At 49.7% G+C, this 15,846-nt stretch carries 15 protein-coding genes; 9 read left to right on the forward strand and 6 right to left on the reverse strand.

From position 1 onward, the window contains the following. Positions 1 to 15: 15 nt before the first annotated feature. The 4 genes from H6G89_RS10955 (at position 16) to H6G89_RS10970 (ending at position 2,799) form a co-directional block, all read left to right on the forward strand. Positions 16 to 765, forward strand: coding sequence for a M48 family metallopeptidase (locus tag H6G89_RS10955; protein WP_190505947.1), 750 nt, complete (start codon positions 16 to 18; stop codon positions 763 to 765). A gap of 263 nt (positions 766 to 1,028) precedes the next feature. After that, positions 1,029 to 1,457, forward strand: a complete 429-nt coding sequence (pirA, locus tag H6G89_RS10960; protein WP_190505949.1) for an arginine synthesis PII-interacting regulator PirA — start codon at positions 1,029 to 1,031, stop codon at positions 1,455 to 1,457. Positions 1,458 to 1,597: 140 nt separating this feature from the next. Beyond that, positions 1,598 to 2,005 carry a ChuX/HutX family heme-like substrate-binding protein gene (locus tag H6G89_RS10965; RefSeq protein WP_190505951.1) on the forward strand — a complete coding sequence of 136 codons (408 nt, stop codon included), beginning with the start codon at positions 1,598 to 1,600 and terminating at the stop codon, positions 2,003 to 2,005. Further along, positions 2,002 to 2,799, forward strand: coding sequence for a DUF6816 family protein (locus tag H6G89_RS10970; protein ID WP_190505953.1), 798 nt, complete (start codon positions 2,002 to 2,004; stop codon positions 2,797 to 2,799). The genes H6G89_RS10965 and H6G89_RS10970 overlap by 4 nt, the downstream gene beginning before the upstream one ends. 271 nt (positions 2,800 to 3,070) lie before the next feature. On the opposite strand, the gene H6G89_RS10975 is transcribed toward H6G89_RS10970, so the two are convergent. From H6G89_RS10975 to H6G89_RS10985, 3 genes are all read right to left on the reverse strand, one after another. Further along, entirely contained in the window at positions 3,071 to 3,268 is a 198-nt protein-coding gene (locus H6G89_RS10975) for a hypothetical protein (protein WP_190505955.1), read from the reverse strand. 43 nt (positions 3,269 to 3,311) lie between these two features. Then, the gene (locus H6G89_RS10980) at positions 3,312 to 5,345 is read right to left on the reverse strand and encodes a tetratricopeptide repeat protein (protein ID WP_190505957.1); all 2,034 of its coding nucleotides are present in this window, start codon (positions 5,343 to 5,345) and stop codon (positions 3,312 to 3,314) included. A 106-nt stretch (positions 5,346 to 5,451) separates the two neighbouring features. After that, positions 5,452 to 6,261, reverse strand: coding sequence for a calcium-binding protein (locus tag H6G89_RS10985; protein WP_190505958.1), 810 nt, complete (start codon positions 6,259 to 6,261; stop codon positions 5,452 to 5,454). Positions 6,262 to 7,002: 741 nt separating this feature from the next. Here H6G89_RS10985 and H6G89_RS10990 point away from each other — a divergent pair. Then, on the forward strand, positions 7,003 to 7,248 hold the full coding sequence (locus H6G89_RS10990; protein WP_190505960.1) for a hypothetical protein: 246 nt from the start codon (positions 7,003 to 7,005) through the stop codon (positions 7,246 to 7,248). On the opposite strand, the gene H6G89_RS10995 is transcribed toward H6G89_RS10990, so the two are convergent. Beyond that, the gene (locus H6G89_RS10995; protein WP_190505967.1) at positions 7,245 to 8,840 is read right to left on the reverse strand and encodes a peptidoglycan-binding domain-containing protein; all 1,596 of its coding nucleotides are present in this window, start codon (positions 8,838 to 8,840) and stop codon (positions 7,245 to 7,247) included. The genes H6G89_RS10990 and H6G89_RS10995 overlap by 4 nt on opposite strands. A 669-nt stretch (positions 8,841 to 9,509) precedes the next feature. On the opposite strand from H6G89_RS10995, the gene H6G89_RS11000 reads away from it, so the two are divergent. The 4 genes from H6G89_RS11000 to H6G89_RS11015 all read left to right on the forward strand — a co-directional run bounded on the left by H6G89_RS11000 (position 9,510) and on the right by H6G89_RS11015 (position 14,388). Beyond that, positions 9,510 to 9,653, forward strand: a complete 144-nt coding sequence (locus tag H6G89_RS11000; RefSeq protein WP_190505969.1) for a hypothetical protein — start codon at positions 9,510 to 9,512, stop codon at positions 9,651 to 9,653. Between the two features lie 824 nt (positions 9,654 to 10,477). After that, a complete protein-coding gene (locus H6G89_RS11005) occupies positions 10,478 to 11,767 on the forward strand; it encodes a hypothetical protein (RefSeq protein ID WP_190505971.1) in 1,290 nt (429 codons plus the stop codon). Positions 11,768 to 12,609: 842 nt separating this feature from the next. After that, entirely contained in the window at positions 12,610 to 14,076 is a 1,467-nt protein-coding gene (locus H6G89_RS11010) for a hypothetical protein (RefSeq protein WP_190505973.1), read from the forward strand. 120 nt (positions 14,077 to 14,196) lie between these two features. Then, entirely contained in the window at positions 14,197 to 14,388 is a 192-nt protein-coding gene (locus H6G89_RS11015; RefSeq protein ID WP_190505975.1) for a hypothetical protein, read from the forward strand. Positions 14,389 to 14,395: 7 nt separating this feature from the next. On the opposite strand, the gene H6G89_RS11020 is transcribed toward H6G89_RS11015, so the two are convergent. Both H6G89_RS11020 and H6G89_RS11025 read right to left on the reverse strand, forming a co-directional pair. Further along, the gene (locus H6G89_RS11020) at positions 14,396 to 15,118 is read right to left on the reverse strand and encodes an amino acid ABC transporter ATP-binding protein (RefSeq protein WP_190505977.1); all 723 of its coding nucleotides are present in this window, start codon (positions 15,116 to 15,118) and stop codon (positions 14,396 to 14,398) included. After that, positions 15,111 to 15,839, reverse strand: coding sequence for an amino acid ABC transporter permease (locus tag H6G89_RS11025; RefSeq protein WP_190505979.1), 729 nt, complete (start codon positions 15,837 to 15,839; stop codon positions 15,111 to 15,113). Before H6G89_RS11025 ends, H6G89_RS11020 begins: the two co-directional genes overlap by 8 nt. Positions 15,840 to 15,846: the final 7 nt, after the last annotated feature.

Genomic DNA, 15,846 nt, shown 5'->3' on the forward strand with positions numbered 1-15,846 from the left:
AAAACGCTTGATTCTGTGAAACATCCTCAGACTAAATCCATTGTCAAAGCGGACTACCGAGTTCGAGTCAGCCCCCGTGCCAAACACGTCTGCATCAAAGTTACCCATGCAGGCGATGTAGAGGTCGTCGTACCCAAGGGGTTTGATCAGCGGCACATCCCGGAAATCGTACAGCGGAGGCACGATTGGATTGCCAAGACGATTCAACGCATCGAAGCCGAGCGGCAGGGATTGCGTGCGGAAACAGATGGTGCTCTTCCACAAGTCATCGCCCTGCGATCGCTCCCCGAAGAGTGGAATGTCGTTTATCGACCCACCTCTGACCCCCACCTCAAAGTGGTACTCGCCATTTCCCATCAACTGGTGCTCCAAGGGCAAACTCAGCAACCAGAGCTATGTCAGCAAGCCTTAAGACGGTGGCTACAACGCAAAGCCCACCTGCATTTAGCTCCCTGGTTAGAGCAAGTCAGTGAACAGCTTGCTCTACCCTTTTCAACAGTGTCAGTGCGAGGACAAAAGACCCGGTGGGCAAGCTGTTCTAACCGAAAATCCATCAGCCTCAATTACAAATTGCTGTTCCTGCCACCTCATCTGGTGCGCTATGTGCTGATCCACGAATTGTGCCATACCGTACATCTCAACCATTCATCTGCCTTTTGGGCATTGGTTGAGGAAAAAGAACCAAACTATAAAAACCTGGACTCTGAGCTTCGTACAGCCTGGCGTTACGTGCCGCAATGGGTTGAACAATCCCCAGATTATTAAATTTTGTCAGTATTAAATTTTGTCAATTGTCAAGAGAAAAGTAAAACAGTAAAATAGGATACAGAAATGGGAATTAAAAATTCCCTCGTTTCTGTTGAAGTTGTTGGTCATCAGGCGATGACCTACAGAGAACCTGCTTTGCATTGTCAGGCTCTGTCAAATCTGGGTCGCTGAATGACATTGCTCAACTGCTCAGAGACGCAGTGTAATTCTTGTTTGTATTGCGCTGACGGCTTATTTGTTCTCATTTAGGAGAGGGTTATATGAAACTTAGATATCGTGGTGCAGAGTACGACTACGAGCCAACCCCAGTTGATATGGCTGAAACTGGTATCACAGGTCAATATCGGGGTCGGACGTTCAACTTTGCTTATCCCAGACACATTCCTGTGCCTCAACCCACAGGGGACTACAAATACCGTGGCGTGACGTATCACAGAACAGCCAATGGCACGATTGAGCCTGTTTCTGCTCCCGTTGCTGCACCTGCAACCCCCGCTGTGCAAACTCCCACAGGCGTTACTTACCGCTCTGTAGCTGCCTCCAGACATGCCCTGATGCAAGAAGTCGCAGGCAAACACCGTGAAAACATTCACCGCCGCTTGCAACATCGCCTCGAAGTCGCTAGAGCCAAAGGTGATCAACTGCTGATCAACGAGCTAGAGCGAGAGATGCAATACACGGCTCGCTAACCCCCCAGCTTCAAGGACTTTCCAATACTCATCATGTCTGGGGGAAAACATGATGACATCAGTAGGGGCACTGGCTGTCGTGCCCCTATTGCTTATGTGCGACACTGGATGGGGAAACGTTGGTTTAAGCCCATATCATCATGACTGCCACACTTAAAGAATTTTTAGAAGCCTGTAACACCCTGGGCACCCTGCGCATGATCGTCACTAGCAGTGCTGCTGTTTTAGAGGTGAAAGGGGTGATCGAAAAGCTCTTTTACGCCGAGCTACCAAAAGGCAAATACGCCAACATGCACCAGGAAGGGTTTGAGTTTCATCTGAATATGGACAAGATTACTCAGGTGAAATTTGAAACTGGGGAGGCAAAGCGAGGTAACTTCACGACCTATGCCATTCGCTTGCTGGATGAAACGTCAGAACCAGCCATGAGCCTCTTCTTACAGTGGGGCAAACCGGGGGAATATGCACCGGGGCAAGTGGAAGCATGGCACGCCTTAAAGGAGCAATACGGTGAAGTCTGGCAACCTGCTCCTGTTGAAACGCTATGAGAGCGTGGACAAGATGGCATTGGGTATGGCTCATTAGCCTTGCCCTGTGGCTAATCGGAACGAGCCCAAGCCAAGCCGGGGAAATCAGCGATCGCCTCGCACAGTTTCCAGATTGGCAAACCAAACCCACCGTCCAGGCAGCAGAGGGAGACTTGATTTACCCTGACTGGTTTGCTGGAGAGTGGCTTGCAACCACAACCCTGGTTGATCTAGTAGCTCCCGTTCCAGAATTAACAACCCCCGGCTTTGAGGGCAATCGGCAATATCTCAATCAACCTGTCCCCTTTCGAGTCCGGTTTGTGGATGGGCGATCGCTCTACCCTCCACCTGACCCCCTTTTGCCGATTCCATCGGTACTCCCCCAACCGGGACAGCAGATTGTCTCCGATCGCGCCTTTAACGGGTTGAGTCTGGCAAAGGCGTATTTAGGGGAAGGTGCCGTTGTTTCAGTGAAGGTTGATCCCACGAACCCCAACCGCCAGATCACCCTTCTACAGGGCAATCGCCAACTGGTTTCAACCATTGCAGCACGAGCCATTGAAACGCCTGATCCCGACGATTTCTTAACGACGGAGGTGTTTCTGCAAGAATTTCGAGGTTCGCCGCAGATCTTCTTCAATCAAGTAGAGACGACAACGGCATATCATCGCAGTCGTGGAAATGATCCGGCGATCGTTGCGGATCAAGTAACCGCGATTTATCTGTCACCTCAAGATCCAGATTTTTTTAAGGCGGGCGATCGCCCAGTCGCGCTCTACCGCTATCGTATGGAGTTCTCACCCATCGGAGATTGATCCTTTTTATATCGCTTTGGTCAGAAAGCTTAGGAGATTTCTGAGAAAGAATCCACCAGTCGGTTTTTGGTAGGGGCGTTTCGCGAAACGCCCTTACAGGTATTTTGTTTCCTGGAAATCTCCTTAAGGCAAAGGCAATGGCTCAACCCCTGATACTGAGGGAGCTTTCCGACTCGCCTCCGCTTTATCGAATGTGGCTAAGGCTGTACCGCTACAAATCACACCCCACCGCCTGCGGCACCTCCCCCTGGCAAAGGGAGGTTGGGAGGGGTCAGATGTGTAGCTCTAAAACATTGAATTGGTATGAGGTTTCAACTGCCAAACCCCTATCCCAACGTGAATTCGGGATCAGGATTTCGGCAGTTAAAACCGCCGCTATCGAAGCAAAACCGACCTGCATCGGTTCGTCAAATCCGGCTTTTTCCGGAGTCCGCGTCGGCGGACTTCGCTCTAGTAGCCACAAATTCATTCGCCGAGCTCTTAAACCGAACTGACGTTATCTCAAACTCAGGTCAAATTACTTCCTCCAGGCAGACTCGCAACGCCTGCAAATTCACCACCATGTCTTCGGTCAAAGGATTGAGATACATCAACTCCTGCAATGGGGCGCAGACCAATGCCTCACTCTGCAAGCAGTAGTGATGAAATCCGAGGTGCTGGCTCATCGTCCAATAGTAGGGGCGGATGTAGTTAGGTGATACCAACTCGATCACGGAGGTATTGGGTTGACAAAAGGTGATGTTGGTCAATCCGCTGCCGTGGGGAGCCACGATCGCCTCTGCGTTGGCAAATAGCGTGATCTGCTCGACCAGGGATAGCGACTCCAGCGTAACGGCAACGAAACCGTGCGATCGCAACATGGGTATTACCTCGGCTTCATTCAGCACCCGCCGATAGCGAGCATTGGATCGGCTGATGTAAATGCGCCGAGGCGTTGAAGCATTTTGTGCCGAGAGGTGCAGAAACCGTTGTCTCAAAAATTGCAATGCCCACGGTTGCGACCACCCCAACGCCCCTGGAAAGGACGGCACCAGCAAATCAGCCTGAATGTGGGGATGGCGATCGCTCTCCAACATTTTCTCAGACGGGATGCCAAGGTGAGCCAGCGTTTCTTGTTGAAAAGGATGCCGTTGACTGTTGATGACAAACCAGTCGATTGCGTTGAGGTCGATGCCCTGCGATCGCAAAATTTCAATACGGGGCAGGATATCCAGCATCCAATGAAAGTAAACGTGCCCCGATAAACCAGACAACACCGCCACTGTCCCTGGAATTTGCTCGACGGGTGGTAATGCATCCAGTTGCAGTTGGGACAGCGAGGCGTCAGGGTGTTGACAGGGGGGCAGGTGTGCTGGATAGGCACGGGATAAGCGGGGCATCAGTTCTCCCTGGGCGTTGAATAGGACGATCGCCCGACAGACCATCCAGTCATTTTGTTGAGGGGTAACCCAAACCCGTCCTCCCAGCAATCGCTCCACTCGCCATGGCTCAGCATCAAACTTGGGAGTGCCATTTGCAGCATGTCCGACGACCTGATGCAATCCCTCCGTGAGTTGCACTGGGTTGAATACACGGGTTAACTGCTGCAAACAGGGCTGACAGTTTAACCCAGCACAATGTGGCTGATCAACCGATAAAGGTTCAGACAACAATGAGGGGCTAACATCCCTTGTCCCATCGCTGGTGACGGTTGGCTTCAGCTTCAGAGCGACACGATAACAGGCGATCGCCTTTTCAAGCTGCTGTTGCTGTTCGTACAACTTGCCCAACTGCCCATAGATGAAGGCGTAGTCAGGCTTTAGCCGCAGCGCGTGATGGTAATAAATCTCAGCTTGTCGCTGTTGTTGCGTGCCGCCGTAGGCACTTAAAACATTTCCCAGATGCCAGTAAGTCTGAGCCAGGTAGTCTACTTGCTGAGACAGTGGGGTGTGCTGTAGCAGGGATTTGAGAAATCGGGCGCAGGCAAGCTTAGCTTGAGCTAACTCGTCCTCATCCGTCAGCGTCTCAGCCCACTGGCAAAACGATGTCACAAAAACAGGCTGATGGGCGATCGCTCGACGCAACCAATCCATCGCCTGCTCTAAACGGTTCAATATCAGCAGTGAAATGGCTCCCTCACCCCACACAGCGACTTGAGTGGGGTCAAGCCGAGCCACCTGCTGAAAGCATTCGATGGCTCGGTCGTGTTGACCCTGTTGTTGCCAGAGTCGTCCCAAATTGAAATGGGCGATCGCCAGATCAGGTTGATGGACAAGTGCCTCCTCGTATGTAGCGATCGCCCCTGTGATATCCCCAGTTGTGGCTAACGCCTGCCCCAAATTGTGATAGAGCGTTGCCCAAGTGGGAAACTGAGCAATTGCCTCGCGATAAACTTCGATCGCTGCACCGAACTGCTGATGTTGCATCAACACACAGCCCAGGTTGTTGTAGGCGTGCTGATGAAGCGGATTTAGGGCGATCGCCTGACGATAGCTCTCTACCGCTTCCTGCTTGCCCTGTCGCTGTAGCAGGCAACCCAAGTTGTAATGCAGTTGATCGAGATGCAAGGGCAATTACACCTAGAAGATTTCTGAGAAAGAATTTACCAGTCGGTTTCTGGTAAGGGCGTTTCACGAAACGCCCTTACAGATATTTTGTTTCCTGGAAATCTCCTTAGAAGATTTCAAAATCGGCGGCAGTGACATCAAGTCCTTGAGGTAGCTTGACCAGCGGTACATCTGACCCCAGAATCGGGTTGTAATAAAGGATTCCGGTGCTCCGTTCATAGATGATTTTGGCAGTGTCAGCAGCACCTACCCGCTCAACCGCTTGAAAATCTCTGGGATCCAATCGACCCACTGGCAACCCTGAGTTAGAGAGTAGGCTGTTATCCAGTTGGATCGAGTCTTGATTAGGGTTGTAGTCGGTGATCTCATCCGGGTTGAGCAGACTATCTCCGGTTGACCCTGTCTCAAAGCGGAAGGTATCTTGACCACCGCCACCTGCCATCGTGTCGCTGCCAGCACCACCAATGATTAAGTCATTGCCTTCGCCACCAACGATGGTGTCATTGCCAGCACCGCCCAACAGGGCATCATTGTCAGCACCACCATTCATCAAATCATTGCCTAACTCACCCTGGAGATCATCATTTCCAGCATCACCCGACAGGGAATCGACTCCATTCCCGCCGATTAACACATCATCCCCATCTGCCCCAGATAAAACATCATTACCGATGCCACCTGAGAGCGTATCACTGCCATCTGTTCCAAAGGCAGTGTCGTTTCCAGCATTACCAAAGAAGGTCACACTCGGAACGCCACTCAGGGGAACAGGGTTGACTGTATCGTTTGCAAAACTACCAAACACCGTTACGGGACTATCATCAGTTAGTCTTTCGAGTCGGACGGGTTGCTCACTACTAACTAACAACCCAAATTGTGGACTCGTCGTTCCCGGTGCAACAATGACCTCTGACACTAGCACTCCTCCTAGAGGTTTACAACGGCTGCATTCCCACTTGGTATGAAATTGGGATTTACAGCATTTACAGCGATCGCTTTGAGCAAACGCTCATCCGCCTTGGGCAAACGCCCAATTTTGAGCAGATACTCATGAGTAGCCGAAATGCGTTGTATGAACGCTAAGATGCACAGCGAATGCTGTGTAGATTGAGTTTTTGAGTCGGGGCTAATTCCTCGACCAGAGTAACGACTGGGGCGATCGCTCTACGTCTGCCTAAAGAAGTAGATCAAAAGCGAGAGAAACAACGGCTTTAGGATTAGGGATCAAGGTAGAGAAGGGTTAAAGCATCAATCAGCACGGAGTTAATCGTCACTAATACGGAGAAGTAGGAAGCAGGGATTGGTGAACGATGGCATAAGACTTCATCAACCCCCTCTTGCCAAACCCGATTGAGTGATGAATAATAAGCAGTACAAATGAACTTAGTACAAACTTACTAAGTCAGTCTAAGTACAACTTGTCGTAAATAGGGGTGGGAATTCGGGGTGCAGGGGTGGAACCCCTGACTGGGGGCGAAGCCCCCATACCCCCCTGGTTTTATTTCCAAACCCTATCTGTGAATCACAATACTAAGTCATGCTGATCCGTCTGGCTGACTTTAACGTGAATTCGGGATAAGGATTTCGGCGGTTAAAACTGCCACTCCCATAGCCATGAGATGCACCCAGTTTAGGACGTTGAGTTGAGGATTTTGTGATGCACTTCCCAGTTCAATTTTCAGTAGAAACGATTGACGGCAACCGCCTAGGCAAATTAGCGGTGCCCTACTCGCAGATTGCAGATTGGCTCAACTTTCTAGTGGCTCCTCAATATCGAGCCGAAATCGTCTCCGCCGAACAGCAGCGAGAGGGCATCGAAATTTACTTTGAAGCCAGCGAAGGATTGTATTTATATCTGGATATGCGGCTCAATTGCGATCGCCCGGTTGCTCTCGCAAGTTAACGCAAAGCGGCTAAAGTCCGAGCTCCAGCTTTACCATCCACAGTTAACCCTTTTGCTCGCTGAAACTCAGCGACCGCCTGCTCGGTAAAGTCACCGTAGTAGCCCGTCATCGGACCATCAAAAAAGCCAGCATTGCGGAGTCGATTTTGCAGATCGGCTACAGCCGCGCCACTATCGCCTTTTTCCAAAATGGCTTCGTCATTGGCACCTCTAGTCCGATTTTGCAACGCCTCTAGCGTCGCTGCATCCACCTTGCCAGTAGCAGGTAACCCATTCTCACTTTGAAACTTGATGACCGCTTGCTCTGTGAGTTGCCCAAAAAATCCGGTAACCTGCCCATTTAAGTAATTCGCTTGTTTGAGAGCGGTTTGCAGTGCAGCCACTTCAGGACCACCATCTCCCCGCTCTAAGACATCTCCGGCAGCCAGCGTAGGTACAGTGGCAGTCGGGGCAGGAGGCGTGGTTGCTGTGGGAGTCTGAGACTGCGTTGGATTGGGTTGAGTCGCATTGGGCTGTGTCGTGTTAGGTTGAGCCGCGTTAGGTTGAGCCGCGTTAGGTTGAGCCGCGTTAGGTTGAGCCGCGTTAGGTTGAGCCGTGTTAGGCTGAGCACTCGCCTGAGATGTTGGTTGTGGGCTTGGTCGCTGTGCCGTGTTGGGGCGTTGGTTGCCAGAAGGTTGGTTGGCTTGCGGTTGAGTCTGCTGAGAATTGGGGGATTGCAGCAACGCCCCCAGGGTTCTCGGTCCGGCTTTGCCATCTATGGTTAGCCCTTTTGCCCGTTGAAATTTCGTAACAGCCTCCTCAGTCAATGAGCCATAAAAGCCCGTCATCGGGCCTTCAAAGTAGCCTGCATTGCGGAGCCGATTTTGCAGATCGGCTACTGCTGTGCCGCGATCGCCCCGTTCTAACACGCCATTGCTAACGGTTGTGGCGGGTCCACCCTGACCTGAGGTTGGGCGGTTTGCTGTTCCCGTCTGGCGCAACGCTTTCAACGTTTGAGTTCCCGCTTCACCATCAACGACTAACCCTTTCTGGTCTTGAAATCGCATCACAGCAGCTTCAGTCAGGCTGCCATAGTAGCCCGTCACAGGACCGTTAAAATACCCCGCGCTGCGGAGCCGATTTTGCAGATCTGTGACAGCTGTGCCCTGATCGCCGTGTCGGAGGGTGCCTCCTGCGCTGTTACTGGGAGCTTGAACCGCCGCTAATCGGTTTTGCAGAACAGTCAGTGTTTCGGAGCCAGCAATTCCATCGACAAGCAACCCGTTTTCAGACTGAAAGCGGGCGACAGCCGTTTCAGTTAATTCGCCATAAAACCCCGTCACTGGGCCGTCATAATAGCCCGCTTGAATCAGGTCGCTTTGCAGCGTTGTCACATCGGTGCCACTGTCGTTGCGTTGCAGTGCCGATGCTACTCCTGCGGTGCTCAGCACTGACAGGCTACAGGCGATCGCCAAAACACTGGTCGCTGTTTGGGCTGAAATTTGGTGCCAATTGATCCCCTCTACGGTTGCAAACTCTACGTCCATCCCATCTGAAGCAATTTCAGATTCTTCGTATGCAGTAGCCGCATAGAGATAAGCAACGGTTTCCATCTTTCTCCTCCAACGAACAATCAAGACAATAAATTCAAATTAGAAACCAATCAATACAGAATAATGTTTCTCTGTTGTGTTTAAGAAAGTCGTATAAGGTGCGATCGCACCTTTTATCAATCTCTTACCAATATCTTACGAATAACTTAGTAATAAAAAATAGCCTATCTCATTTCTTAAGAAATGGAAGCTGACGACCCCTCAAAACCCTATAAATCTATCTATGGCATCGGTCAAGACAGATAGGTCAAGACAGGTATTGGAGACAGTGCCCCAACCAAAGGTTTCACCCCTGTCTCCCATCCTAACCAACTCTTAGATTGCAAACCACAGTGGCAGGCGATCCATCCTGAGTGAATTAATCGACCCATTTAAGTCGTTGATTTAGGTTTGAACTCATAACAGGAAAGAAACCGCTTTTATTTAATGCCAGTCATCTCTCTATTGCATGACTCCAAATTTTGTAAAGAAACCAACCCACGTTAATTGAGTCCATCTTTTGTGGAGGATTGACTAATACTCGCACTGACATCGGATTGGCAATTCGCCGCAACAGTAACTATTGAATTCAAACAGAGATTGTTATTGATGATTTGCAGGTTAATAACTGAATAGCACTCCAGATGTAGCGTTTTTAGTTATTTGATGAACACTAGAGCAGAGTTTGGGATGACGATTTTGGCAGTTGAAAGCGCAACTGTAGCAACTGTCGAGACGGTTAAGACAGGGGAATATGGGGACTGCGTTCCCCGACCTTGCCCTAATCAACCCTTCGATGGCTATACAAGCGCAAAATCGACCTGTGTCATTTAGGCAAACCTTTGTTTTTGAGTAGTCTGTGAATTGACTTTTGGTAAAGGTGGGTTTTGTCGTCAAATCCATTGCAGGGCGCAACCGAGTCTGCTAAATCCGCCCGTACAGTTTGCGGATTTATAGCTGTAGCCACACCTGATGGGGCGGAGGCGAGCCAGGAAGCTTTCCCAGCATCAGGGTTTGAGCCATTGCCTTTGTCTTAAGCTTTCTGACCAAAGCTATATTAAACCCACGATTCTAAATAAAGATAAAACCTTCAGGATGCCAAGCATTATAAGTAGTAAATCATTAAGATACGGATTGCATTCTGACGCAAAGCCGAGAATCCTAGATAACGTCAGTTTAAGACCCTGGCGAATGAATTCGTGGCTACCGAAGCCAAGTCTGTCCTCGCAGACGACCGAAAATCCAAGGGTTAGACGAACCGACGCAAGTCGTTTTAGTCTTATAGCGGCGGTTTCAACCGCCAAAATCCTGATCCCGAATTCACGTTAGATACCCCCATCAGTATCTAAAAGCTCTGAGGCAATCCCCATCAGGCATTGTCATCGTCCAGTTGGATGAGTTTTTTGAAGTTGCCTATACTTTTTTCATTTCTTTATACAGTTATGGTAGATTACCTGTGGTTTTAGTCTTCATTAAAATTCTTTAGGTCATACCATCACCGAACTGGTATTTGAAATGTCACTGGTTCGCCGACTTAGTGAAATGATGAATTAGCCCTCTTGCTTTGGAGTCAGTTTCATTAACCACAGCCTCTAACGGGATTAACTCAGGGTGCTGAATCAAAACATAGTTCAGTTGTTTCAAATACCCACCAGATAATGAATTCCTGGTCAGCCACTCACAACACCGCTAACTCTGCTGAACAGCACTTGTATGACTATCTCCTCAAGTGCGTTGAGACAGAAGCACCTGATGAAGTCATTGCCACATTTCGCAAGCTGTTTATCGACGCAACAGGTTACAGCGATCGCCCGGTTTGGCAAGCGGTGGAAACAGTGGTTGGTTCTGCTGCGGCAGAACGGGAGTTCAAATTCGTTTTAAATCGCAGTTGCCATATCCTGATCAACCGCTGGCTAATGCAGCCTCGATTGCATCCCTACATTCCTGAATTGGTAGCTCTATTTGAGACAGACCCAAGTGGCTTAGCTTATTCCCGAACCACAAAACGGCTCCGCTCACTGGTGCGCACCTTTGTTGACAGTGAGCAATATCTGGCGTTGAAGCGGTTAACCCAGATCACCAACCACGCTGAAACCACTCAATATCCGACTGAGGCTCCTCTGGGAACGTTAATCCATCGGTATCCCTGCCTGTATGAGCATAGCCTCCTCACAGAAGACAGCACCAACGAACAGCGGCGACGGGTACGGCGTTTGCGCCTTCAGACACAACATCAGTTTGAGTTGGATCTGTCCCAATACATCACCTATCGGCAGCGATGCCACTTGCGAAGCCAACTGGGTGTGCAGTCTGACGAGGGAAACGACTCACAACGCGAGTTAGTTGTAGTTAAAAACCCAACCCTGTTGAGCGATCGCCAGCTTGATTTGGCTCTGCGCCAGTTCACAGGCAAGGTGGATAGCACCAATACTCACCGGGATCTCGCCAAGCAGTTTCTCACCTACGGTAAGCAAGCCCCCTCCTATCGTCGGTTCAAGCAGGAACTCTATAGCTACTTGATCACATCGGTTGATCCCCGCTATGGCAAATACCATTTCAACACGCAGTTGTCTCAGCATTTGCAGGACACCTTGCCTCATTGTGATGGGCATCAAGTGAGTGATTTTCTCCTCGTTGAAACCTGCAAACGGTTGCTCAACTTTTTAGTGGTTGAGAGTGCTCAAGAACCGAACCATTCCCGCTTTGTCGATTTGGCGGGCAATATTGGTATTGCCTTCACCGTCAGCTTGCTGCTCAAGATCGTGCTGCTCTGTCGTGCGGTCAAACCCTGGCTTGAAAAACGCTTTGCTATTTTGTTTCAACTCCACGAGGGCAACTCAGCCAGCAAGGTTTTGTGGTTGCTGGAAGCACTAGAGCATCTAAATATCGCATTGGTTACTAACTTCGGGACAATGAGACTGAGTCTGCAAAATAGTTGGGTGACTTAGTGCACATTCAGGAAACCTTTTTTGCAAGCTTCACTCACCCCTCATCCCCCAAGTGGCTACGGTGTATACCGATCTCCGCTCTTTTCCAAATAATTGGAGAACCAGGCATTGGGGGAGTTGCCCTCAAACCCCCTAGCAGAAGGTGTTTGAGTTAACCCAAGGACGTGCTTCGCGTCGATTCCAAGTCCGGGTTTGACGAGGGCTTAAAGTCCCCCAGGATTGGGGGATTTAGGGGGCTGAGAGGACTTGTGTGTACACGGTAGCCCAAAATGGGGAGAGGAATTTAATACCAATTTGAATTGGCTTTGCTGCACATGATTCCGTAAGGGCGTTTCGCGAAACGCCCCTACCCAGGGATCTGCCACAATCAAACATTAAATCGGTATAACGTGAATTCGGGATCAGGATTTCGGCGGTTAAAACCGCAGCCATAAGAGCAAAACCAACCTGCGTCGGTTCGTCAAACCTTGATTTTCCGGAGTCTGCATCGGCGGACTTCGCTCTAGTAGCCGTGAATTCATTCGCCGGGCTCTTAAACCGAACTGACGTGAATTTAGGGTGAAGGTGCATTGGATTAACGCACAGCAGGTTAACTACAACTGCAATAGCTGTACGGGTTTAACAATGCCAAACCCCTCCACAAAAATTGCATCTTGTTTAATCCATAATCCTCAGGATCACAGATCAACATCAAACAATCGTCATATTTCTGGAGTTGTCGAGAGATTGCTTGCTAAAATCGCTGCAATACGAATGAGTCCAATTCAAGCGCAGTTGATAGTCATACCATTCTGACGAACAGGATGGGTTTAAACGTAGAGTTCATCCGAACTCGATCCGCAATGCATTCAAAACCCTTAAAGTTCACATTTCCGATCAAAGCTGACAATGCAGAAGGGGCGATCGCCCAATTGTCGAGTCGCTTCTTGAAGGCGACCCGCAGCGGATGCAAGGTGGTTCAAGAGCCAACCGATTTCGCCCTGTTGGACTTGTGTAAACCGTTAATTGAGGATTGGAAAAGCGGTAAGGTTGCCTTTACCAATGGTGAGATCACATTAACCTTCACATCCGGCAAATTGGCACGAGAAGCCGATGTGTTGGTCTATAACCCCACGGAAGGCGATCGCTTCTTGTACACCGGGCAAAGCATTGCCTCAACTCCGCAGCAGTTGCCGATCACAGGAGTGATGGATCACGAAGCGATCGCCCAGTTGACTCAACCACTCCAGACCCTCGTTGAAGCCCTAACTCAACTTACAGAACATCAGCGATCGGTCGAAGCTCGACTCCAGACCTTATCGCTGCATCCTCAGACAGTTGAGCAGAAAGACATTCCCAACCATCTGCAATCTCTCCTTCAATCTCTGTTCGCTGCCCAAGCCGATACGTTTAACCAACACCTTCAAAATGCTCTAGAGGTTCAAGCGGCCACCTTCGCCCAGATTCTCTCCAGTCAGATCACATCAACCGCATTGCACTTCAATAAACGACTGGATGCTATACAAACACAACTCGATCAACTGGCAGCCCAACTGAGAGACTTAGGAGAACTCACCGAACCGATTCAGGTTCCACAAACCGATACAGAGTGGTTGACCCTGATAAAACAAGCCTGGGGTATGGTGGGTGACTACGAGCAATATAGCCTCAGTCATCGCCTTGCCAATGCAGAAACTCCTTTGTTTGCCGTGCCCGATTGGGTGGCGTTGTGTGAATTTGACTGGGCGCGCAAGCTAGCACCGACCCTGGCATTTCTCTACGACCTGATCCATGGAGATAACGGCATTGGCTATAGCGGAGCCGACATTTTGCAGCAGTTTGGTCGCCATGTGGATGCTCAAACTGGAGAACCCTATTACATCTATCACCAGGGGGGCTTCACTGCCTATGAAGCTCTGTGGCAAACAGCAAGTAATGTAGAGCATTCGTGGTTGCCAGAGTTGCAACGCCTGAGTGCCCGCCTCGCCAACCGCCATCACGATATTTTTGAGCTGTTTGGTTGGGAACCAGAGGCGATCGCCTCCCTCGACAGTGTGGTGAAACGCGCCACCTATCAACGCCAATCGGGACGACAAACCACCTCCGAACCCCACAGCCACGCTCACCCTAAACCCAATACCATCAGCGACTATCTCGCCATTTTAAATATTGGTCCCTTTACGCCCATCACGTTGGAACTGGTCAAACGCGCCTATAAGCAAGCGATGAAAACGGCTCACCCCGATACCGGAGGCAGCAAAGAGAAAGCTCAACGGGTGAATGAAGCGTATGAAGCGGTGTTGAAACACTATTTCCCACAAGCGACGTGAGAAAAGGGAGTGGGGAATGGGTGTAGGAGTGCGGTTAGGTTCTACAAACTAACCATGGTTGACAAATGGTAAATAATGGATGACTAATGACGATTGGAGATTGACTGCTATTTAAACCATATGCAAAGTGAATTGGGCTTTATCACAAAATTGTTTTTGATCTCACTGGGAGGGGCGATCGCCATTAAATACATCGCCCCCCATCTGCCGATCTCAGCATCGACGGGAGGCGTGTTGGTTAGTGTATTTTTACCCAGTGTTGCGATGGCAATGATTTTGGGATGGCGCGCACAGCAAGCGAAAGCCCGCTAGTTAGGCTCTACAGCATCTTTTCGAGAAACTGCTTGGCGCGTTCAGTACGAGGGTTCTTGAAGAATTCATGGGGGGGCAGGTCTTCCACCAATTTACCCTGATCTAAGAACAAAATCCGGTTCGCCACTTCGCGAGCAAAGCCCATTTCGTGGGTCACGATTGCCATAGTGATTCCAGTTGTGGCGAGGTCTTTCATAACCTCCAACACCTCTTTCACCATTTCAGGGTCAAGAGCAGAGGTCGGTTCATCAAACAACATCACTTCCGGTTCCATAGCCAGAGCACGGGCGATCGCCACCCGTTGCTTTTGCCCACCAGACAACCGAGATGGGTATACATGCGCTTTTTCAGACAAACCTACCCGCTCCAACAGTTCATAAGCTTTGTCACAAGCCTGATTCTTTGGGAGTTTCTTAACTTTGAGGGGAGCGTAGGTGATGTTTTCTAAAACTGTTTTATGCGGAAACAGATGGAAGTGTTGAAACACCATGCCAATGTTTTGCCGCACGGCTGAAATATCCGTTTTGGGATGAGTAATATCCTTATCCGCGATATAAACCCTGCCCCGTGTTGGTACCTCTAGCAAATTAATGCACCGCAACATGGTGGATTTACCAGAACCAGATGGCCCAATAATGGCAACCACTTCCCCTTTTTTGATCTCAGTCGAAATGTCTTTTAAGACATCCAACTTACCAAAGGATTTACATAAAAACTCAACTCTAATCACTGAGGCGCATCCTCCTTTCCAATCTCTCCGCTGCGAGGCTCAAACCCATAACCATAATGTAATAAATCGCTCCAGCAAAAATCAGCGGCTCGAAATAGATAAATTTTTCAGCTGCGACGATCGAACTACGCCGCAAGATATCTAAAACCCCAATCACAGACACCAGAGCCGAATCTTTGAGCAAAGCAATGCTCTCGTTGACCAGTGCAGGCAAAATGTTTTTAAACGCTTGAGGCAAAATGATATCCCACATCATTTGTGGGTAGGGCACCCCCAGCGACATCGAAGCTTCGCGCTGTCCTTTGTCAACTGCTAGAATGCCACCCCGAATCGTTTCTGAACTGTAAGCTGCCGAGTTGAGCGCGAAGGTAATCACTCCCGCTTCGAGGGCAGAGATGGTGTATCCCAACAATTGAGGCGTTGCGTAGTACACCAACGAAAGCTGCAAAATCAGCGGAGTACCTCTAAAAATTGAGGTGTAAGCGACCGCAAAAGCATTGAGCACAGGAACACCTGTGATTTTGAGGAGTGAGAGCACCGTCCCCCAGGTAAACCCAAAGAATGCGGACAACAACGTAAATTGTAGTGTGACTAGAATCCCCTGCAAGATAAAAGGAATCGAGGGGACAATTTTAGTGAAGTCAAGATTTAGACCACGCTGTACCTGATCAGATGCCACTTGAGACAGGAGCGTAATCCAATCGAACGATAAAAACTCCATGAGTTGG

The sequence above is a fragment of the Oscillatoria sp. FACHB-1407 genome (assembly GCF_014697545.1).
Lineage (GTDB): Bacteria > Cyanobacteriota > Cyanobacteriia > Elainellales > Elainellaceae > FACHB-1407.